Below are 23008 nucleotides of genomic sequence, written 5' to 3'. Positions count from 1 at the left end.
AGAAAGCCAAGTTCATTAGAAATACTTTGAATAATAATTACAACAACCACATATAGTAAACTAAAAATCAAATATTTACAAAAATTAAACCAGTAACAAAAACTTTAATATAACTAAAGTTACAAAGGATGATTTTTGAAAAATTTAATTTGACAGTTTAACGAGAATGACACTAACATCCCGTTTCACAATAAAAATACCAGATAATTTATGCGTAATTAATATTCATCGATTTTAATCGAGAATGTTTTTCGCTTATAAACAGTAGATATAACACTACGAAAAAAGAATTTCCTTTGTGATTACGCATATGTTATACCATAAATTCACTTGCCTTTATTAACTTCAACAGCAAAACTCAACAAACAACAGCAAATACATACATTATGGGATTTTTAAATAGATTATTTGGAAAATCTTCATCGAAAAAAGAAACCGAAAAACCAGAAAAACAAACCACAGAAAATACTCCTACATTCGAGCCTATAAAAACAGAATTAGAATTATTAGAAAGATATGTTGCCATGGGATTTGAAAAACAGATAGATTTTTCGGAACTAATTGAAGGGAGAAGCTGGGATGCGGATTTAACTCGCGGCACCATTACTTTTGGAGAAGACATGGAGTTTCCAATTCAAATTATAGGAAGTTTTTCCTATTCTGTGAACACCTGGTTATGGGCGTGGGCAAATAGCCAGTCTAACCTACCTGAAAATTTAATGGTAGACGCAAAGAAATTAAAGGCATACGGCGTCCAACATAAAATTGACCAACTGAGAACACCAGAATATTCTATTAAACAAGATGACTTACATAGATTAGGATTAATAGCTGTCGGAATGTTTAATGCTGATGGATATTATTTCGCTGACTATGGAAGTGGAATAATGCTCATGACAGTAACGTCTGCGGTAATTAGAAAAAACAGGAAAATCGGACACTATAGGATATTTACAACATTCCCGCAAGTCATTTCAAACTTCAATCTAGACCACAAAAATGCTTTCATAGCCTATCTAAAAGCAAAAGGATATCAAATAGAAGAAAAAGAAAATCAAATAATAGGAACTAAAGGTTCCGATAGATGTGTAGCAATACTTGATCAATCGCATAGAATCACTAACCTGGAAGGATAATATTTTCAAAGACCTTAATGACCTCTGATTGCTTTTATTAATTCATCTTTCGTCATATTATGCCTATTTTTAATTCCAATTTCTTTTGGCCTCTGCCAAGAGGTCTACTTTGGTCCTTTCGTCTAATTTTTTAGATCTGTGATCGATGGTACCAGCAGCTTGGGCATTGGAAATTCGTGCAGCTTTTTCTTTGCTCATACCTTTATCTACCAATGCATCATAGGTATCAGGCTTTTTGATTTGTGGAGCTTTATCTCTAGGCATAACTTTAAATTTTAATATACCTATAGAACAACCAGAATTAATAATAGTTGAATCTTATTGAACTTCTTGATTTTTTGGAGTTTGGCCATCTCGCTTGGAGAAAACAGTTGTACCTATACTCGCCAAAACTACACAGGCTACAGATAACCATTGTGTAACGGTCAAAACCTCATGTAAAAATACAAGCCCCGAAAGTGCTGCAAAAGCTGGTTGCAAACTAGTCAGAATACTGAATGTTTTGGTAGGCAATTTACCTAATGCCATCATATCTAAGGAAAAGGGCAAAGCTGACGATAAAATGGCAACCAAAAGACCTTTTCCAAATAGACTCAGGTTTAAATGCAAAATTGCTCCGTCCCATAATGCAAAAGGCAAAATAAAAAGGGTTGCTATGATCATTCCTGCGGAAACAGCTTGTCTTCCTTCCATAATCCTTGAAACTTTGCTCCCCATCATAATATATACAGCCCAAAATGTACCTGCCAGCAAAGCAAATAACAAACCTAAAGGATCAACACCATTACTTTGCCATGGAACAATCAACAGAATCCCCGCGCAAGCTAAAGCAGCCCAAACAACATCCAGCAATTTCCTAGAAAGAGCAAATGCCAAAAACAATGGCCCTACAAACTCAATAGTAACACCCAAGCCCAAGGGAATTCTTTGGATAGCCATATAAAAAATCAAATTCATAACAGCAATCCCAAGCCCATAAGCAGAACAATACAACCATTGTTGCTTCGTAAAAGTATGGAGTTTCGGCCTAGTAATGAGATATAAAATTATTGCCGAAAGTCCAATCCGCAATGCTGTGGTGGCAATTGGACCTATAGCCGGAAATAATTGCTTCGCAAAGGAAGCCCCGCCCTGTACACAGATCATAGATAAAATGGCAGCAGTAACGGCAAATTTTGTGTTTCGGATCATGTATTTCACCTAGGTTATTGCCGTAAATATAAGGCAACTATATAATTTCTCCGCAGGATTTGTTAAATTAAGTTATCACACAATTATCTTTGAACGATAAATCTTAAATTAGACTAAGTTTTAGGAACCAAAAATCATATCATGAAATTCAAACTAATTATTTTCATCATATTTAATTTCCTATTCACATCAGGTCTATATGCTCAGATTCAGTACAGCTATCCGGGAACTATCTTCTCTAGTGATAGTACTCTTTTATTAAAAAACATCAAAGTAATAAATAATAGAACAAAACAAACCTTATATTCTGGTGCTGACGGATCATTTCACATTGACGCGAATCCATATGACAGTATCATGTTTGTCCATCCTCATTGGAACACACTCACTATAGAAGCTTACGATTTGCCAGAGTTAGTATACCTGCAGAAGAAACCTATTGTACTCGAGGAAATAGTCGTAATGGGAAATACAAAAGCTGCAAGATTTAAGGAATTGCATGCCATGAAACATGATTACAATGTTAAGGGCGGATTACATTATTCAGGCAAACCACCATGGTACCTCCTTTCTCCTATTGGAGGCTCACCCATAACTTTCTTTTATGAAAAATTCAGTGCTGCAGGGAAAAATGCTCGAAGATTTGAAAAGTTCATGAATCAAGAAATCGAAAATATGGAGGTCGACCAAATATTCAATAAGGTTTCCATTTATGAAATTATTCCAATGGAGAATGATGAACTCGAAAAATTTATGGTAGAATATAGACCAGACCTTGAAACTGCTCAATATTGGACGACTTATGACTTACATGTATATGTAAAAAATTCCTACAAAGAATTTAAAGAAAAGAATTCGCAAAACCATATAAACCTAAAGTAAACAGCACTATATACAGGCTTTTACGTGTAGTTTAAATAACAAATTATTTCTTTTAGTTAATTCATTTAGTTAACTTGCCCAAGCTTTAGGGGTGTCTGCACTTGTTGCAGGCTGAGATTTTACCCTTACAACCTGATCTAGATCATACTAGCGGAGGGAAAAGTAAAATGTCTTTCATGGGTCGCCTGTATCCAATGTAGCCATTCCTAAAGCATATTTATTGCTTATAAACTTTAAGGGAATGGTATTAATCATCAATCATCAATTAACAAACTTTGCTTTTCCAATTAACAATTTGGAAGAATTAATGCATTTGGAACTCAAAGGCAAGACAAATGGCGTAGCTATAGCTCTTAACAATCAAGTTATTCCAAGAAACTCCTGGTCTGTTACTCCATTGGCAGACAACGATTCAATTCTAATCATTACCGCAACCCAAGGTGGATAATCCTAAAACAAAAAATCATGAAAGAACAAGAAATAACAACGAACCCATTTTCAAATTCGAAAAAAGTATTTATCCCTGGAAAGATCCATCCCATACAGGTTGCGATGAGAGAAATATCGCTAACTCCAACAAAACTTTCCAATGGCTCCGTGGAAATTAATCCTCCAATAACTATTTATGACACCTCCGGTCCTTATACAGATGAAAACGTCACAATTGATATCCGAAAAGGAATAAATAGACTCCGAGAAGAGTGGATATTAAATCGTAATGATGTAGAAGTCCTGGACAATATAAGTTCTGAATATGGCATCCTAAGATTGAACGACTCCACATTGGATGAGCTGAGATTTTCATATAACCACAAACCGAAAAGGGCAATCGAGGGGGCAAATGTAACTCAGCTACATTATGCTAGAAAAGGAATCATTACACCAGAAATGGAATATGTTGCTATAAGAGAGAATCAAAAGATAGAACAACTGGAAGCTGCTACAAAAGGAATGGCAGAACAACATCCTGGTCAAAATTTCGGAGCAAAAACACCAACTTACATTACAGCTGAATTTGTAAGAGATGAGATTGCTGCAGGTAGAGCTATCATTCCAAACAATATTAATCACCCCGAAAGTGAACCAATGATCATCGGCAGGAATTTCTTAGTGAAAATCAATGCCAATATAGGTAATAGTGCAGTCAGTTCGAGCATCGAAGAAGAAGTTGAAAAGGCTGTATGGGCCTGTCGATGGGGCGCTGATACCATAATGGACCTTTCAACAGGAAAGAACATTCATGAAACTAGAGAATGGATAATTCGAAACTCTCCAGTTCCAATTGGAACAGTACCAATCTATCAAGCATTGGAAAAAGTAAAAGGAGTACCTGAGGACCTTACATGGGAAATTTTTAAAGATACATTGATCGAACAAGCTGAACAGGGAGTTTCCTATTTTACCATTCATGCTGGTGTATTATTGCGATATATTCATCTTACCGCCAAAAGGGTAACTGGAATTGTTTCTAGAGGAGGTTCCATTATGGCAAAATGGTGCCTATTTCACCACAAAGAGAATTTTTTATATACCCACTTTGAAGAGATATGTAAGATTATGAAGCAATATGATGTTGCTTTTTCTTTAGGAGATGGCCTGAGACCAGGATCTATTGCTGATGCCAATGATGCTGCACAATTTGCCGAATTGGAAACGTTGGGAGAACTAACGAAAATAGCTTGGAAACACGATGTTCAAGTAATGATTGAAGGTCCCGGTCATGTCCCAATGCATATGATAAAGGAAAACATGGAAAAACAGTTAAAAGAATGCGATGAAGCACCATTTTACACTTTAGGACCATTGACGACAGATATAGCTCCAGGATATGACCATATCACCTCTGCAATTGGAGCTGCAATGATTGGATGGTATGGCTGTGCCATGTTGTGTTATGTCACTCCAAAGGAACACTTAGGCCTGCCAAACAAAAAAGATGTAAAGGATGGAGTTATCACCTATAAACTTGCTGCACATGCAGCTGATTTAGCAAAAGGCCATCCAGGAGCACAATATAGAGACAATGCCCTCAGCAAAGCGAGATTTGAATTTAGATGGGAAGACCAGTTCAACTTATCCTTAGACCCTGATACTGCTAGAGAATTTCATGATGAAACACTGCCAGCAGATGCAGCAAAAGTTGCTCATTTCTGCTCAATGTGCGGCCCAAAATTTTGTTCAATGAAAATCACTCAAGAAATCAGGGAAGCAACCGAAGAAGGTTTGCTCGCGAAATCCCAAGAATTTATCGAAAAGGGTAAGGAAATATATCTATGATCATTGTAATTTCTCCATTGAGCATCATATCCAATGAAATAAATCATGTAAATGAGATGTTTGAAAATGGAATGGATCTTTTCCATTTCAGGAAATATGGTTTACAAGATGAAACAGTATTGGAATATTTGAATAAAGTAAATCCTATTGATAGGATGAAAATAGTGCTTCATTCGCATAAACACCTATCACACGAACTTGGAATTAATCGCTTGCATTTTAATACAGAGGATAGAATTAGTTTACACCCAGATTTAATAGCTATTGGGCAACAACTATCCACATCTACTCATTCAATTGATGAATTCAATGCTTTAAATCAAACATGGACTTATGCTTTTTTAAGTCCAACTTTTAAAAGTATCTCCAAACCCGGTTATGGTAAGCTAAAGACAGTATTGAAAGACATTAAATTCAGAAATAACCAAGAAATGAAACTAATTGGTTTAGGAGGCATAAATTATCAGAACATGGACCAAGTCTTACAAAATGGAGCAGATGGAATAGCGCTAATGGGATCAATATGGAATCAAAATAAACCAGCAGCATATATAAAAGCATGCATACAAAAAGAAAGGATTTGGAATGAAATTGAAAATGAACAATCTTGAAAGAATCCAGTATATATCTGATGGATTTGATTATAACGATCAAATTGAAAACGTCAAAAATGCTTTAGACAACGGAATACAATGGGTTCAGTTAAGGTGGAAAACTTACCCTGCAACTAATGAGCTTCACAACCTTGCCTACAATATCAAAAAACTATGTCAAGAATATAAAGCAACCTATATAATCAACGACCATGTATCTCTTGCGAAGGAGATGGATGCTGATGGCATCCACTTGGGATTAAACGATGAGTCAATTGACTCAGCAAAGAACATATTAGGAGAATCTAAAATATTTGGTGGAACCGCAAATACTTATGAAGATGTTATTCGACGTCAAAGGGAAGGCTGCGATTACATTGGCTTAGGACCAATGAGGTTCACGCCTACAAAAAAGAAGTTAAGCCCTATCCTAGGATTGGAAGGTTATAAAAACATCTGTAATAAAATTAAAGCTGGAAAAATTGTTACTCCTCCAATTTTTGCTATTGGAGGTTTAGAAGAAAATGATATCCAAAAGCTCATCCACATCGGTATATATGGAATAGCAGTATCCAGTTTGATAAAAAGAAATCCTGAATTGATTACAAAATTGAAAACAAACTATGAAGAACAAATTAATAATTGCAGATAAAGTATTTAATTCCAGACTGTTCCTTGGCACGGGTAAATTTGGCGATTTAACACAGATGTCGGAATCTGTGTTAGCATCACAGACAGAATTAGTTACATTAGCATTAAAACGAATTGATTCCAAATCCCAAGAAAATAACCTGTTGGAATCTTTAGTCCTGCCACAAGTTAGTTTACTACCTAATACCTCCGGAGCAAGAAATGCCAAAGAAGCTGTGTTGGCTGCTCAGTTGGCTCGGGAAGCATTGCAGACAAATTGGGTAAAGCTTGAAATACACCCTGACCCTCGCTATTTAATGCCTGACCCTATAGAAACGTTGAAAGCTACAGAAGAACTGGCAAAATTGGGCTTTATAGTCATGCCATATATCCATGCAGACCCCGTACTATGTAAAAAACTGGAATACGCTGGAACCGCAGTCGTCATGCCTTTGGGCGCTCCAATAGGTAGTAACAAAGGACTAAAAACTGTTGATTTTCTTGAAATAATTATTGAACAAAGTCAAGTACCAGTTGTTGTTGACGCAGGAATTGGGACACCCTCCGATGCAGCCAAAGCTATGGAAATTGGTGCAGATGCAGTTTTAGTAAATACAGCAATTGCAACCGCATCAAACCCGGTCAAAATGGCCGAAGCATTTAAATTGGCAATCATAGCTGGAAGAATAGCTTACGAATCAGGTCTCGCATCAGAGAATAATAAAGCTAATGCATCCTCCCCACTCACCTCTTTTTTAATGGACTAATAATGGAAATAAAAGATTATTTAAATCAATTCAGTTGGTCTGACGTTGGAAATAGAATAATGAGATGTACTGAAATTGAAGCTCAAGCATCTTTAAATCGACCAAAAAAAAACATTTTGGATTTCCTCAACCTGATCAGTCCGGCAGCAGAACCACTATTGGAAAAAATGGCAATCATGAGCAATCAGATTACCCAACAAAGATTTGGTAAAACAATTCAGCTATATGCTCCTATGTATTTGAGCAACGAATGTCAAAATATTTGTACCTATTGCGGTTTCAGTATGGACAACAAAATTAAAAGAAAGACACTGAGCAATACAGAAATTGTTCTAGAAGCACTTGCCCTGAAGGACATGGGCGTAAACCATGTCTTATTAGTTTCTGGTGAATCCAATAAAATTGTTGAAATAGAATATTTTCTGAATGCAATCCGTCTTTTAAAACCCTACTTTTCAAATATTTCAATCGAGGTCCAACCTCTATCTCAATCCGAATATGAAAGACTTCATCAAGCTGGAGTTCACTCTGTCTTGGTATATCAAGAAACCTATCATGAAGAAGTTTATAAAACTTATCACCCAAAGGGAAAAAAGTCTAACTTCAATTATCGTATCGATACACCAGACCGTATAGGTTCAGCTGGAATCCATAAAATTGGATTGGGTGTGCTTTTGGGTCTTGAAGATTGGAGAATTGATAGCTTTTATAATGCTATGCATTTGGAATACCTTCAAAAAAAATACTGGCAAACCAAGTGTTCCGTATCATTTCCCAGACTCAGACCAGCCGAAGGTTTTGTAGAACCTAATTTTATTATGGAAGACAAACATCTGCTCCAACTAATCTGTGCTTATCGATTATGGAATCCAGATTTGGAGATTTCCATTTCTACTCGGGAAAGTGAAAAATTCAGAGATCATATTATTAAATTAGGCGCTACAACAATGAGTGCAGCTTCAAAGACGAATCCAGGAGGATATACGGTAGATCCGCAATCATTAGAACAATTTGAAATCTCCGATGAAAGAAGCATGCAGGAGATAAAAAATAAAATAAAAGAAGTCGGTTATGATCCAATCATGAAGGATTGGGACAACTGCTTCTCTGCAATCAATTAGGTAAACTATGGATCAAGAATTCAGTCGATATAGTAGACAGATTTTTATGGAAGAAGTCTCGGTCGAAGGACAACGGAAATTGAAGAATTCCAAAGTATTAGTAGTCGGTGCAGGCGGGTTGGGCTCTCCTGTAATTCAATATCTATCTGCCGCAGGTGTTGGAAAACTCGCCGTAGTTGATTTTGACATTCTGGAAATCCACAACCTTAACAGACAAGTGATACATCAGGAAAAATTTATCGGAAAACCCAAAGTTGAAAGCGCTGAATCATTTGTCAAACAATTCAATTCAAGTATAGAATTTATTCCCATAAACTCAATGCTGTCTGAAGATAATATTATCTCCATCTTGGCAGATTTTGACATAGTGGTTGACGGATCTGATAATTTTGAAACTCGATATTTAGTAAACGACTATTGTATCAAATTGGACAAACCTCTCGTTTATGGAAGCATATTCTCTTTTGAAGGTCAAGTTGCAGTCTTCAATTACCAAGGCAGCAAGCAGATGAGAGACTTATTCCCTACTCCTCCAAATGCTGAAGATATTCAGAATTGTGACCAATTTGGAGTACTAGGTGCACTGCCAGGGATAATTGGAAGTATGATGGCCATGCTAACATTGAAAATAATCATTGGATTGCCAATTCAACCAAACCAGCTAACTCTAGTCGATTGTTATAACTGGTCCTTTAGGCAAATAAAATATTAAGATAGTAATTAGTGTGACCCTAATTCTTAAAAACCAGGATGGCAGGGTAATCCCTGCCAATCCTGTAACAAACTAATAAATCTAATATAAAACACCAATAACTATTTCTTTAAAACAATGGTTTGACCTAATGAAAAAATATTCTGCGAATAGTTTTTATCTTTTTTGACCGTGGTACCATTTAACTTTACAACCACATGATATTCTCCAGGATCCGTAGGGATATCAAAAAGAAAGGAGGTCGCCTCTTCCTCAATTGTATGACTGAATACTGAAATATGCTTAGTTGGACCAATAATTTTATTCACCTCTAAAAATACCTTCAGTGGCCTTTCAATTTCTGAAGGAATTTGTTGCGGAATTTGCCAACTCAATTTAACTTGACTTGTTCCCACAGCCTCAGATTTCAAATTCTCAACAGTTGGCAAACTGACTCCTTCTTTTACATCAAACTCATCTTTACGACACGCAGAAATTATTACCATAACAATCAACGCTATTATATATCTTTTCATAATATATCTTTTTAATATCCCGGATTTTGTTTGTATGATCCCTTAGACCAATTCATTTGTGGTTGTGGAATGGGCAAATACTCATCTCGCCCAGCTACAAACCTTCCTTGATTGTACCAATCAAACCTTCTTTTTTCTTTGTTCAAATATTCATTCATGGTTTCTGAAAGAAGCCCCCATCTCAATAAATCAAAATATCGCCTTCCCTCATTAGCAAACTCTAACCTGTTCTCCCAGATTATTGCTTTCTTTAAATTCTCTTTGTTCAAAGTAAAATTCACCCCTGGCTTGTATAGTTCAATTTTATAATTCATCCATAGCGTACCATCAGCTTTTTTCAAATGTGCCAAGCTTGTAGCTGCTCTGCTCCTCACCCTATTCACCAAGTTCAACGACTCCTGCAACTGTCCCTGCTCCATCAAAATCTCAGCCTTCCAAAGTAAAACTTCAGAATACCTAATTTCCTTTTTATTCATGGAATTATAGATGTAGAATGGCTTGAATAAACAATTACAATTTGGATCAACTTGTTCTTTCATAGAATTGAAATAACCATATTGAAAAGGTGCTCTCGAGCCTGATTCCTGATAGATAATTGCATTATTATATTTCCAAGGATAACCTGGGATTGCAGCAGTATGCCCTAAACGAGGGTCAAAAGAATGAGATTTGAAATATTCTTTATACTTGTCACCCATAAATTCTGTGTTATTATAGTTTTCAAAATCAGGCAAACCAGTATTATCTGTTTTAAAGGCATTAATCATTGTGTAAGAAACCTTATGGAAATCACAGCAACTGAAAAAAGGAGTCCACCATGGCGCATTTAACTCATCCCCACGATTTATACGCCCATCTGTCGTTCCATCATCAATGGAATATTGAATTTCCCATAGTGATTCCTTCGTCTTGTTGTCAAATTCAGGCAGGAAATTGTTTGCAAAATCTTCTTCTAAGTCAAATTGACTTTTGTCCTTAGTCATAATTTCATTGATATGCACCAATGATTTTTGCAAAGTCTCTTTATTGATATTGACTACTTTATGTTGGTCATTTTGCTCGTATGCCCTGAAAAGCAAAGCTTTTGCAGCAAATGCATGCGCAGCATATTTTGTAGGTCTACCTTTCTCTGTCTGAATATCTGGCAAAACTTTAGCTGCATCTTCAAAATCCTGGATGATTCTATCCCATATTGGCAAATCATTTTTCATATCATCAGGTCTATTGGAAATCCCTTCAACAATCACTGCATCATTAGGAACCGTATCATCGATAAATGGAATATATTTCCATCGCAATTTCATCCCCAAATAGATCCAACTGCGGAGAAATTTCATCTCAGCAATCCGCTCTTCCTTAAGTTCATATTCTGCCGCATCCATCTCATTCAATAGACGGATAGCCGTGTTGCACCGACTGATTCCTACATACCCTAAATACCAAGGGCCATCATTGTTGCCAATATTGGGGGTTACGGCCGTATAAATTTCCATCTCATACCAAGGAGTTTGGTCACTGAGACCTCCACCACCTTTATAGGCATCATCAGATCTTACACTCTGAATCCATGGTGCATGAGTGGTACCAAAACCTAAACCAGGCATAGCCGCATAAGCAGCCACAACAAAATTGTCAATTAATTCAGGCTTGGAAACCTGCTCCTCCGACAATACTCCTTTTGGATTTACATCTAAAAATTTGGAACATCCAATCAATGAAAATGATAAGAAGATATATATTATAGATTTTAAATTTTTCATGATAGCTAAGATTAAAATGAAACATTCACACCGAAATAAAATGAGAATGGCATTGGATAACCAGTTCCTGGATTTTCTGGATCCATTCCAGTAAACTTGTCCTCGCCCCAAGATTTCTTCAGAGCAAAAATATTTTGACCAGTTACATAAACTCGTAGTTTGCTCAGTTTAATTCTTTCAATGGTGGAAAGTGGAAGTGAATATCCAATCGTCACATTCCTTAATTTGACATAGGAACCGTCCTCTACGAAATATGTAGAGAATCTTTTTTCAGCATTGGCGTCTCGTCTGGATAGTGCCGGAATATCAGAGTCAGGATTCAAAGGAGACCATGCATCTAAGATCCTACTAGGGTGGTTACGGTCATTTTGAACACCTATGTTCCAAAAATCACTTAGCTCCTTCCAGGTATTACGTACAGAATTCCCAAATATCCCTTGCATAAAAAGAGTGAAATCAAAGTTTTTATAGGCTCCTTCGAAATTCAACCCCGCTGCCAATTTGGGATCCGTAACGCCAATCCAAGTACGATCGAATATCTCATTGATTACTCCATCACCATCCAAATCTTTATATCTTATACGGCCAATTCCTTTACCTGGTTGGTTTGGCCCATTATCAACCTCCTCTTGAGTTCTATAAATACCATCAGCAACCAAACCATATAATGAATTCAACGGACGACCAATAATATCATCCAAAAGTCCATTTCCACCATATCCAAACCTTACATTCTCTGGCAATGAATTTACTTGATGCTTGTACGTTGATATATTCCCTGAAATGGAATACCTGAAATCTTCCTTGGCAACCGCCCAGGTCAACTGTGCCTCTATCCCTTTGTTGGTCATGTTAGCAGCATTGACCCAACGATAGCCCCCCTCACCGAGTGCGGCTATGTATGGCGGCTCAAACAACATATCAGTCGTTTTCTTATTGAACCAGTCCAATGAACCATATAATCTGTTCTGTAACAAAGTGAAATCAGCACCAATATTGAATTGTGTGGTGGTCTCCCATTTTAAATCAGGATTACCTAAGCTTGCACGCCTAAAACCTGTTGGTATACTTCCACTTTCATTACCCCCAATTGCATATGAGGTTCCATTAACATCTGTAACATAAATATTTACCAGTTTGCCTGAGTTCAAAGGTGAGGCATTTCCATTCTGACCCCAACTCGCCCTAAATTTCAAATCATCAATCCAATCCACCTCTTTCATAAATTCCTCGTTCTTGATTCTCCATCCAACAGAAAAGGAAGGAAAATTTCCGTACCTATTGTTCTTACCAAATGAAGAAGAACCATCACGACGAAATGTAGCCGAAGCAAGATATTTATCAGCAAATACATAATTGGCTTTCGCAAAGTAAGAAAGCATAGTTCTTTCATTTCCACCCCCGTTGAATGTACGTTGCTCACCAGTAGCAGTTGATAAATATGCATAGTCACGTTCTTCAAGTAAGATATCAGATCGATATCCATTTAAGGTCTCATTCAAAAATTTATAGGCTTCCATACCAACCATGAAATCGAGTTGATGCTGTCCCGTCGAAAGATTATATAACAAAGTATTCGTCCAGGTTTGACCCAAATCATGCCAATTATTTTGACTCACACCATTGATCGTACCAGCCTTCCCTCCTGCTTCATTCCACTTTTTATCTATCTTTCGGTCGTACCACATACTATAATCCACACCATATTGTGACCTGAAAGTTAAATTGTTGATGATTTCTGCCGTCAAGTAAGCTGAACCCAAAACTTTCATAAAGTTGCCCGTATTGTCTTGGTTCAATTTCATGTCACGGATAGGATTCGCAAAATCATCCATGCCCAATGGCATGGCAACTCCACCCCATTCACCGTCATTGGCATAAACAGGAATATTCGGAGGCATTACTAGAAGATCATAAGTCTTATTGATATCACGCATTCTCAAATTCGTTAAAGTCAAATTCTCCCCTATCTTGATCCTCCCATCCAACAGTTCATATTCATTATTCATCCTTGCGGCCAAACGCCTAAAAAATGATGTAATCTGGGTACCTTCATTGTTATAATAATTCACTGAGAAAAAACTCGTGGAATTTTCTGTACCTGAGGTAATGGAAACTTGATGGTTTTGTTGGATTCCAGTTCTCATACCTTCATTAAACCAATTTGTATTCGCTGAAGGCATAGTCTTAGCCTCATTTAACCATTCAAGAGGCTTAACGCTATTAAGAACGGGTATTCCTTGAGCATTCAAATCCCAATCGTATTCATAATACCTGATACCTTTTGGATCGTCTCCATCATTGACAGTAGCTTGCCATAACGCCCTCCCATATTCTTCGGCATTTAGCATTTGTGGTACATTCCCAGGATTATTTGCAGCTACATAACCTTCATAAGTGACCCGAGCTTTTCCTTTTACACCTTTACGGGTGGTCACTAAAATAACACCCCCAGCTGCCCTAGAACCATAAATTGATGCCGAAGACGCATCCTTTAGGAACTGAATATTTTCAATGTCATTTGGATTGATATCTCGAAGGTTAATGGAAACAGGTTGACCATCCAAAACAATTAATGGAGGCGACGAATTAAAAGAGGTAATTCCACGAAACTGGATGCCCACATTTTCAGCTGGGTTACCATCAGTTGTAACACGGACACCAGGGACCTTACCCTGCAATGAACGCATAACATTTGCACTTGGGTTATTTACAAAATCTTCCCGTTTAACAACAGAAACAGCACCCGTCAAATCCGCCTTACGCTGAGTCATATAACCAGTGACCAATACCTCCTCAACACCTAATTCATCCTTCTCCAATACAATATTGGATGCCTGTGCAATCGGAATATCAATACGTTTATAACCTAAGGCTGTTACCCTAATTTGAGTACTGCTGCCAGACTCTAAGGTAAATTCCCCGTTTTCACCTGTAGCGGTTTTCTTGCCATTCGGAAGTGCAGCAACTGTGGCTCCAACCACCGCAGCTCCTTCTTTATCCACTACTTTCCCAGTGACCGCCCCTTGCTGAGCTAAAACACTGTTCATGCCCATTAATTGGAACCAAATAAACAGAACAATGAGTCCTGAAAATCGGTAATTCTTCATAGGTAAATTAGACATAATTGTTAAGTTAATCGATTAAGCATTTCGACAACAATAGCACAAATGCTACTTATCGGAACGAAAATTTAATTAGTAATTCAGTTTATAATTAATACAAGTTTAATGCTTAACCGATTAAGTTCCAAATTAAATTATAATTTTTATCTTACAATTAATTTGGAACTAGCTTAATATGCCTTAAATCAGTCTTCTTTTGAACCATCATCAGCCATTCTTACAACTTTCGGGTGAAAGCTTGCAACAACATTTACTAAATCTGTCTGTGCTGCCATGACTTCATGTATATTTTTATAGGCCATTGGAGCCTCATCCAAGTCTGCCCCAATCAAAGTTATACCTAAATCCTCTAGTTTTTTGGAAACTTCAGACCTAGATAAAGTTTTGATGGCTTGGGTTCTGCTCATTAATCGACCTGCGCCATGCGAAGCAGAGTTGATGGATTGTTCTTCACCTTTTCCACGAACCAAGAATCCTGGCGCTGCCATGGATCCAGGTATAATTCCCATCACCCCTTCTCCAGCTGGTGTAGCACCTTTGCGGTGTACAATGACATCCTCTCCTTTCCATTTCTCTTTCCATGCAAAATTGTGGTGGTTTTCAATTTTCGCCAACCTTTCTGCCCCTAGTTCTGACAATACTTTTTCATGAATCACTTCATGACAGGCTGAAGCATAATCACCAGCTAAATTCATCGCCATCCAATATTCTTGCCCTTCAGCAGATTCTAAGTCAAAGTAAGCCAAATGCTTGGCTTCATAGGGAAGCTTGCATAATTCCATGGCCAACTTCGTATAATGGTTGGCAATCATAGCCCCTAAACCTCTTGATCCGGAATGAGTTAGTAAAGCCAAGTAGGTGCCTTCATGAATTCCAAGCTCCTTATCTTCTGCCTGAAATTCCATAATTCCAAATTCCACAAAATGGTTTCCTCCACCAGATGACCCTAATTGGGTCCAAGCCTTGTCCTTCAGATTCTGAATAAAAGGGTTTTCATTGAACAATTCATTCTCCAATACTTCATGATCCAATCGCTCATGTTTTAGAAATCCATTTCCTGCACCAAATCTTGTGGTTTTCATCAAGATTTTCTTAAGATCATCATGATGGCTTTCTAGATATGTTGCTGGCAAATCAAATATGGACAAGGCCATTCGGCATCCGATATCCACTCCGACTCCATAAGGAATAACGGCATTGTTTGCCGCCAAAACACCTCCTATTGGCAAACCATAACCTTGATGAGCATCTGGCATCAATGCACCAGCAACTGTAATCGGTAATTTCATGGCAGTGTTCATCTGTTTTTTTCGCTCCTGCCTCAATTTGATCCCCACCATAAACCTCATAAGAATCAACCTCAGATTTCAACTTAATATATTCTTTTTCAAGTTTATCCACATTCAATAGCATGTTCGAGAGTGGAGCAAAAACTTGATCCCCTAAAAATGCCTCCGGATTATCCAAAACTTCTTTGAATTTCTCCAACATCTCATCTCGCTTATAACCTAAACGTAATCGGTTTATTTTTAAGGCTACGCCCAATGCTTCATTTTCTTTATATCCTAAAGCAATTAAATCATTGCCATTTATTCTCATATTTTCCATAATATCTTAATTTATCAATTTTAATACTGTTTTTAAACAGCAGGACCAAATTGTCCTGCTGGGCTTCCTATTTATTTAAGAACAATTGTTTCAATTGATCCACGATTTGTCCATTGCCAGAAACTGAAATCGAATTGATTTTATCAGCAATTTTCTCAACGTATTCCATTTCTTTCAATCTGAAGAGCATGGCATTTTCTTCAAGCAATTTTGCCGTATTCAGCAGGCTTCTTGTAGATGCTGTTTCTTCTCTCCTAGTGATGATATTGGCCTGTGCTTTTTTCTCGGCAACCAATACCTGGTTCATAATATCTCGAACTTCCCCAGGAAGAATGATGTCCTTAATACCCGCCGAAATCAATTTTAATCCTAGCCTATTCACTCCTACAACATTCTTCATCAAGATTGTCTCGGCAATAACTTCCTTGTTTTCTAAAAGCTGATCCAAATTTTGATTTCCAACCATCAATCTCACCTCCATCTGCATCAAATTATATAATTGATCGATATAGGAATGGTTTTCCAACAAGGCAACTTTCATATCACTCACTTGATATTGAATGTTGAGATTCAGTCTGATTTGAACTTTGTCCTTGGTCAATATTTCTTGTCCATGAATATCCATCTGAACTGTCCTGAAATCCACTTTGAGAACTTCAATTCTATTAAAGCTTTTCCAATAGTTATATTCCCCTGGAATAAGTTCTCTTTCGAATTTACCATTGACCATTAAAATCGCTCCTTCATAATCTCTAACAATATATCTATTGATATAATACATCAAAGCTGGAGATTCCATATATGCTCTATTTATTGAATCAGGAACTTCCCAATGGTTCATATTTTCTATTTGAAAATTATAGGTTAACAAACCCTTCCAAAAGAAATATCGACCAGGACCCAACACATTTGTAAATAAATTGTTGATAAAAACTAAACAGATCTCATTGTCAAGTACATCTACGATTTCAACCAATTCTGCAAATCCAGGTACAGTCAAAAGCACATCCGTATTATGATTTACATGGAAATAATCTGCCATATTGTATCGATCAACTGATTCACCAAACCCTAACCAATAGGTTCCTTCAGTTAATATGCGTTTTACAGCATTATTTTTGATAACCATACCTACTTCATTTTTGTTAATTACTATCCTTTTCATTGCATTATAATTTATTATTTATACTCTATTAATCATTTTAATAAAGCCATCGTTCATCTTTCATCAGTTCAAGCCGGAATCTAGAGGTAGTTTTAAAACTTAACGAATTATAGATCTTTATATTCCCGATGGATCAGGATTCTATCAACTTATAAATCTTTTGTTTTAAGACTAGCAAAAAATTGCTAAGACTCTTACTAATTGCCAATAACAATTATGTTTTGGCCGAAAAATAAACGATGAGCTTTAGGTCTTTTTCGTGAGAAAACCATAACTCTCAGGAACGCAAAAAGCGTTAAAAGGACATCAAAGATGTCAATGTGGCATTCGCCGGGGTTTGTTATTCTACCAATTGAATTAACCTGACGAATCAGGTGCAGGAGTCGAACCTGCAACACACAAAGTATGAACTATAACCTCTCCTATCGACCAGTATACTTTAACCTATTGGCTAAGCACTAATCTGCTATACAGAAACAGATGACTAGGATCTCAATTTGAGATTACAGAACATATATCCAAACGGATATATATCGTTAAAAAAAGCTTACCGCTTGTTTGATCAAAGAACAATGTCATACCTGACATTACAAAGATGCTAACACCAGTGCGCAGCCTTTATGCGCAATAAAAATTTATGATTATAAAAAGATGAAAATATCTGTAAGATATTAATATTCAGTAATATAATTTTTATACAAAACATCTAGATTCCTTTTTAAAAAGAATACTACGCAAATACATTGCGTAGACAAAACTTTTTACTTAAATTAAATCATTGCTTTGAAAAGAAAAATAAGATGTCAACAAACAAACTAGCATTAATCCGTTATAAAATCATTGACCAATGTTTACAACAAAAACATAGGAAATGGACCCTTGAGGATCTAATAGAGAAAGTGTCTGATGCTCTATACGAATTAGAAGGTATTAATAATGGCGTTAGTAAACGGACAATACAAAGTGATTTACAATTAATGCGAAGCAACAAACTAGGGTACAATGCCCCAATAATTGTCAAAGACCGCAAATACTATAGTTATGAAGATCCGAATTATAGTATCAGCAATTCGCCCCTTTCATCTGTTGATATGGAGAAAATGAAAGAAGCTGTTGACCTTCTCAAACATTTGAATGGATTTAATTTTTTTGAAGAAATGAGCGACATGATTGTCCGATTGGAAAGTCATATATACTCTAATAATACGGATGGGAAATCCATTGTGCAAATGGAAGGAAATCCCCTATTAAAGGGAATCAAATGGATAACACCGCTATATAAAGCTATTAAAGAAGAAATTCCTTTACTGATAAAATACAAGTCATTCCGATCACAACAGCCTATTGAAAAGATATATTATCCCTATTTATTAAAAGAATTCAGAAATCGTTGGTTTTTGATCTGCAAGCAAAAAAACATCGATAACATAATCACATTAGCATTAGACCGAATCGTCGATTTAGATGAGATGGCAAAAGCAGGATTCAAACACTATGAAGGCGTAAATTTTGACAGATATTATAGTGATGTGATTGGAGTAACTAAATCGGAAAAAGATCGAGGCCAAAAAGTATTGTTACAAATAGACAAATCAAATGCCCCGTATATCGAAACTAAACCCATTCATTCTTCTCAACAAATAATTAATAGATCGGAAGATGGATCGATTATAATCAGAATTGATGTGGTTTTAAATTTGGAATTAGAACGTGAGATTCTAGGTTTTGGAGAGTGTATAAAAGTTTTAGCACCTAAATCATTGGAAAAAAGAATTAAATATAGATTGAATCGGGCATATAGAAGATATGAATTAACTCCACCGGAGAAACCAATACAAGATAAATTGAATACCTCAGAAAATGGATAATTCGCAAAGAGATATGTTTTATATGTACATTTAAGGTTATATTAAAATAATATTCATGAAAAAAATTCCAAAGACGGATCAAAAGACGAGAAAAGTAACATCTGGTCCCGTTCGTGAAAAAGCAAGAACGATGAATAAAATCGTGAATGCTGTTGGAAAAGTATTGAAAAAACACGGCTATCCTGGTCTATCGATTGCCAATATTGCAACTGAAGCAAAAGTTGACCGAAAACTTATCTATACTTATTTTGAAAACCTGGACAACCTTGTAGAAACTTTCATTCAAAAAAGAGATTATTGGAAAACTAAAGCAAAATCTACCATTTCAACACTATTGAACCAAGATGTAATAAGTCAAAATGAAATGCAAAACTTATTAATTGGACAATTTGACACCGTGATGAAGGATGAAATCCTTCAACGTATTTTACAATGGGAGTTATCAGAAGACAAGGATATTCTCAGAAAACTTGCCAACAGTAGAGAAGAAATTGGGGAACAATTGATTCAGAGATATGAAAAATCATTTATTGAAAGCAGTTTAGATATCCGCGCTGTTTTAGCCCTACAGACTGCAGGTTTGTATTATCTGGCGATGCACGCTCAAACTAATGGCAGCACATTTTGCGGATTGGACCTTAATTTGGATGTAGATCGAGAAAGAATAATCAATGCTTTGAAAATGATACTAAATAAAACGCCTACATGAAGAGAACTATACCCATAGATATTAATATTACTTTAAAAGCTCTGGTAGAAAGTGACGCCATCCGTATGTTTAACATTATCAATAAGGAACGAGAGTATTTAGGAGATTGGCTCCCATTTGTACAGTTCACCAAAAAGGTTGATGACAGCAAAGGATTTGTTGAAATGGCAATGTTGAGCAGGAAATTGAAGAAAGATTATGTTTACAAGATTTGTCTCAATGACAGGATGATTGGATTAATCGGAACAAAAGAAACCGACATGATCAACAGAAATACCGAAATTGGATATTGGCTCTCCGAAGAATTCCAAAACCAGGGAATTATGACAAAATCAGTTAGTGCCTTAATAAAAACCCTTTTCGATGATTTAAATATTGAACGCGTTCAAATTTGTTGTGCCATAGGTAATGAAAAAAGTATAAATATTCCAAAGCGTTTGGGGTTTAAACTCGAAGGAACAAAAAGAAATGGAGAATGGATCGGAAATTATCAATTCAGGGACTTACTGGTATTCTCAAAATTAAAATCCGACGAAGAACAATAAATATTAAAGCCGGAACAGTTTACGCTCCGGCTTAATTTTTTGGTTTGGCAATTACCTAATTATTATTTTCTTTTTTCGCTTCTTTCATGGGGTTTGATTCTGCTGACTGACCTCGCGCCGACCTACCATTTTGTTGATAAAGCTCGAATCTTGACGGTTGGGAAGTTCGTGGCCACGAATTATTTGACTCATCTATGTCTGCAGTCTCACGGAATGGATCTAATTTTACAGAAGCAACCTGCTTTGTTTTCGCAAAAACTTTAGTAGCTTCATTTTCATCCATCCTCCAAATATATGCCGGTACATTATCGATTTCTTTGGAACCATCAGTAAAGGTCCACTCAATTATTAAGGGCATAACCAATCCGCCATTATTTTTAAAATTCAACTCATAAAAAGAGGTTTTACCATTGAAAATATCCTTCTCCTGATCGGTCAAATTATCATAAAATTTTTGATAGGCAGCTTCATCAGAAGGTTTCACTGCAAATCGATCCCATTTATTGTAGAAATCTAATAAGGAAGTATCTTTATCTACCAAAAAAGCCATATTCTCTTCCATATTCCGTTGGCGGGTAATACTGTTTAGGTCCTTTTCGAAAGCTTCTTTTCTTTGTTGTTGTGTGATTTTTGGATCACCCCCACTCATTCTATATTGGGTAACATTTTCCAAGGATATTTCAACTGGATCAGTAGTGAAGAACCAACCTCTCCAGAACCAGTCCAAATCTACTGCTGACGCATCTTCCATCGTTCGGAAGAAATCCGCAGGAGTCGGGTGTTTAAATTCCCATCTTTTCGCATATTCCTTAAAGGCATAGTCGAATAACTCCCTTCCCATGATGGTTTCACGAAGAATATTCAATGCAGTTGCCGGTTTTGCATAAGCATTTGGACCAAATTGGACTATGTTCTCAGAATTGGTCATGATAGGCTCCAGCTGATCTTTTGGCAACTTCATGTAGTCTACAATTTTGTGAGCCGGGCCACGACGCGAAGGAAAATCTTTATCCCATTCCTGCTCGGTAAGGTATTGAAGGAATGTATTTAACCCTTCATCCATCCATGTCCATTGTCGCTCGTCAGAATTTACGATCATTGGAAAGAAATTATGACCAACCTCATGAATGATAACACCAATCATTCCATACTTCACAGCTTCTGTGTAAGTCCCATCCTCATCAGCACGACCATAATTGAAACAGATCATTGGATATTCCATACCGTTTACTGCTTCAACAGAAATGGCAACTGGATAAGGATAAGGAATGGAAAATTTTGAATAGGTCTTTAGGGTATGCGCAACTACTTTAGTAGAGTATTTACGGTAAAGTGGATAAGCTTCAGGACCATAATAAGACATAGCCATCGGTTGGTTGCCAGGTACACCGTCGTTCACCTTCATCGCATCCCAAATTAACCTTCGTGAAGTAACAAATGCAAAATCACGAACATTTTTAGCCTCATAAACCCAAGTCTTTTTAGCAGAAGACTTTTGTTGAATAGCCTTATTAGCATCCTCCAAGGTAACAATCTCTACCGGTTCCTTTGTTTGCTGTGCTTGTTTCCAGCGTGCTAGTTGTGTAGAATTTAATACTTGTGCATAATTTTGACACTCACCTGTAGCTCCAACAATATGGTCAGAAGGAACGGTGATGTTTACTTTATAATCACCAAAGACCAAAGCAAATTCCCCACGTCCCGTAAATTGCTTATTCTGCCATCCTTGGAAATCTGAGTAAACCGCCATCCGCGGAAACCATTGTGCTATCGTATATAAGTAATTGTCATCTTTAGCAAAATGTTCATAACCTCCACGACCATTTTCGACCATCCGGTCAGTAATTTTATAATCCCAATCTATTTTTAATGAAATCTTCGCACCAGGTTTCAATGGAGTTGGAAGGTCAACACGCATCATCGTATAGTTTATGACATAATCCATAGCTTTGCCCGATGCATCTGTCAATTTTCGAATATTAACTCCATAACCCTTTTGTTCAGGTACGATAGACTTCAAAGACTCTAAAGACATTCTTTCACGCAAACTGCTCTGGTCAAATCTTTTGCTCTCAGCATTATCAGCATGCTCATTTTCATCCAATTGTAGCCATAGATAACTCAATGGATCCGGAGAATTATTGGTATAAGTAATTGTTTCCGATCCTTTCAACAGCTGATTTACCTCATCAACCTCTACATCGATTACATAATCAGCTTTCTGTTGCCAATACATCGAACCAGGAGCTCCAGAGGCAGTCCTGAAAATATTAGGGTCAGAAAGCAAACTGCCAAGTTGTTCAAATTTATTCCCATGGTTGGAACCTGGATTATTTTGCATTTGGGAGAATGCTGTTTGAAATGTTGATACCCCACCAACGCCAAACAAAAGCCTCTGATTAGT

The 23008-nt window shown here is 36.7% G+C and carries 20 protein-coding genes and 1 riboswitch; of the genes, 12 read left to right on the top strand and 8 right to left on the bottom strand.

The genetic code is table 11. The features are described from left to right. Positions 1–386: 386 nt before the first annotated feature. Positions 387–1136 carry a DUF6882 domain-containing protein gene (locus FGL31_RS08710; protein WP_138090615.1) on the top strand — a complete coding sequence of 250 codons (750 nt, stop codon included), beginning with the start codon at positions 387–389 and terminating at the stop codon, positions 1134–1136. Positions 1137–1205: 69 nt separating this feature from the next. Here the strand turns inward: FGL31_RS08710 and FGL31_RS08705 are convergent, their stop codons facing one another. Both FGL31_RS08705 and FGL31_RS08700 read right to left on the bottom strand, forming a co-directional pair. Further along, positions 1206–1400, bottom strand: coding sequence for a DUF7218 family protein (locus FGL31_RS08705; RefSeq protein WP_232046446.1), 195 nt, complete (start codon positions 1398–1400; stop codon positions 1206–1208). A gap of 54 nt (positions 1401–1454) precedes the next feature. Beyond that, positions 1455–2327: an EamA family transporter gene (locus tag FGL31_RS08700; RefSeq protein ID WP_138090613.1), complete on the bottom strand. Its 873-nt coding sequence runs from the start codon at positions 2325–2327 to the stop codon at positions 1455–1457. A gap of 141 nt (positions 2328–2468) precedes the next feature. On the opposite strand from FGL31_RS08700, the gene FGL31_RS08695 reads away from it, so the two are divergent. The 8 genes from FGL31_RS08695 (at position 2469) to FGL31_RS08660 (ending at position 9309) form a co-directional block, all read left to right on the top strand. Further along, on the top strand, positions 2469–3209 hold the full coding sequence (locus FGL31_RS08695) for a hypothetical protein (RefSeq protein ID WP_138090611.1): 741 nt from the start codon (positions 2469–2471) through the stop codon (positions 3207–3209). A gap of 77 nt (positions 3210–3286) precedes the next feature. Then, positions 3287–3385: riboswitch (TPP riboswitch) on the top strand. Positions 3386–3450: 65 nt separating this feature from the next. Beyond that, a complete protein-coding gene (gene thiS, locus FGL31_RS08690) occupies positions 3451–3657 on the top strand; it encodes a sulfur carrier protein ThiS (RefSeq protein WP_099371400.1) in 207 nt (68 codons plus the stop codon). A gap of 17 nt (positions 3658–3674) precedes the next feature. Continuing rightward, positions 3675–5486, top strand: coding sequence for a phosphomethylpyrimidine synthase ThiC (gene thiC / locus FGL31_RS08685; protein WP_138090609.1), 1812 nt, complete (start codon positions 3675–3677; stop codon positions 5484–5486). Beyond that, positions 5483–6097, top strand: a complete 615-nt coding sequence (locus FGL31_RS08680; RefSeq protein ID WP_138090607.1) for a thiamine phosphate synthase — start codon at positions 5483–5485, stop codon at positions 6095–6097. The genes thiC and FGL31_RS08680 overlap by 4 nt, the downstream gene beginning before the upstream one ends. After that, a complete protein-coding gene (locus FGL31_RS08675; protein WP_232046435.1) occupies positions 6072–6731 on the top strand; it encodes a thiamine phosphate synthase in 660 nt (219 codons plus the stop codon). Before FGL31_RS08680 ends, FGL31_RS08675 begins: the two co-directional genes overlap by 26 nt. After that, positions 6703–7476 (top strand): thiazole synthase, encoded by a 774-nt coding sequence (locus FGL31_RS08670; protein WP_138090605.1) that lies wholly within the window; start codon positions 6703–6705, stop codon positions 7474–7476. Before FGL31_RS08675 ends, FGL31_RS08670 begins: the two co-directional genes overlap by 29 nt. A 2-nt stretch (positions 7477–7478) precedes the next feature. After that, entirely contained in the window at positions 7479–8597 is a 1119-nt protein-coding gene (gene thiH, locus FGL31_RS08665; protein ID WP_138090603.1) for a 2-iminoacetate synthase ThiH, read from the top strand. 7 nt (positions 8598–8604) lie between these two features. Next, positions 8605–9309: a HesA/MoeB/ThiF family protein gene (locus FGL31_RS08660; RefSeq protein WP_138090601.1), complete on the top strand. Its 705-nt coding sequence runs from the start codon at positions 8605–8607 to the stop codon at positions 9307–9309. A gap of 101 nt (positions 9310–9410) precedes the next feature. On the opposite strand, the gene FGL31_RS08655 is transcribed toward FGL31_RS08660, so the two are convergent. The 5 genes from FGL31_RS08655 to FGL31_RS08635 all read right to left on the bottom strand — a co-directional run bounded on the left by FGL31_RS08655 (position 9411) and on the right by FGL31_RS08635 (position 17482). Next, on the bottom strand, positions 9411–9824 hold the full coding sequence (locus FGL31_RS08655) for a DUF4945 domain-containing protein (RefSeq protein ID WP_138090599.1): 414 nt from the start codon (positions 9822–9824) through the stop codon (positions 9411–9413). 11 nt (positions 9825–9835) lie between these two features. Continuing rightward, the gene (locus FGL31_RS08650) at positions 9836–11584 is read right to left on the bottom strand and encodes a RagB/SusD family nutrient uptake outer membrane protein (RefSeq protein ID WP_138090597.1); all 1749 of its coding nucleotides are present in this window, start codon (positions 11582–11584) and stop codon (positions 9836–9838) included. An 11-nt stretch (positions 11585–11595) separates the two neighbouring features. After that, positions 11596–14709, bottom strand: a complete 3114-nt coding sequence (locus FGL31_RS08645; RefSeq protein WP_138090595.1) for a SusC/RagA family TonB-linked outer membrane protein — start codon at positions 14707–14709, stop codon at positions 11596–11598. A 185-nt stretch (positions 14710–14894) separates the two neighbouring features. Then, entirely contained in the window at positions 14895–15998 is a 1104-nt protein-coding gene (locus FGL31_RS08640) for an RtcB family protein (protein WP_232046432.1), read from the bottom strand. Between the two features lie 386 nt (positions 15999–16384). Next, the gene (locus FGL31_RS08635; protein WP_099371410.1) at positions 16385–17482 is read right to left on the bottom strand and encodes a slipin family protein; all 1098 of its coding nucleotides are present in this window, start codon (positions 17480–17482) and stop codon (positions 16385–16387) included. Positions 17483–18282: 800 nt separating this feature from the next. Here FGL31_RS08635 and FGL31_RS08630 point away from each other — a divergent pair. From FGL31_RS08630 to FGL31_RS08620, 3 genes are read left to right on the top strand one after another with little or no spacing between them, the layout of a single operon-like run. After that, positions 18283–19350: a helix-turn-helix transcriptional regulator gene (locus FGL31_RS08630; RefSeq protein ID WP_138090593.1), complete on the top strand. Its 1068-nt coding sequence runs from the start codon at positions 18283–18285 to the stop codon at positions 19348–19350. Positions 19351–19405: 55 nt separating this feature from the next. Then, complete coding sequence (locus tag FGL31_RS08625; protein ID WP_138090591.1) at positions 19406–20059, top strand: TetR/AcrR family transcriptional regulator; 654 nt, start codon at positions 19406–19408, stop codon at positions 20057–20059. Continuing rightward, entirely contained in the window at positions 20056–20604 is a 549-nt protein-coding gene (locus tag FGL31_RS08620; protein WP_138090589.1) for a GNAT family N-acetyltransferase, read from the top strand. The genes FGL31_RS08625 and FGL31_RS08620 overlap by 4 nt, the downstream gene beginning before the upstream one ends. A gap of 55 nt (positions 20605–20659) precedes the next feature. On the opposite strand, the gene FGL31_RS08615 is transcribed toward FGL31_RS08620, so the two are convergent. Continuing rightward, positions 20660–22993 (bottom strand): M1 family metallopeptidase, encoded by a 2334-nt coding sequence (locus FGL31_RS08615; protein ID WP_232046430.1) that lies wholly within the window; start codon positions 22991–22993, stop codon positions 20660–20662. Positions 22994–23008: the final 15 nt, after the last annotated feature.

The organism is Sphingobacterium daejeonense (genome assembly GCF_901472535.1).
In the GTDB taxonomy this organism is placed as follows: domain Bacteria; phylum Bacteroidota; class Bacteroidia; order Sphingobacteriales; family Sphingobacteriaceae; genus Sphingobacterium; species Sphingobacterium daejeonense.
The sequence above is the reverse complement of the archived record's forward strand: the minus strand, read 5'-3'. Positions and strand labels throughout refer to the sequence as shown.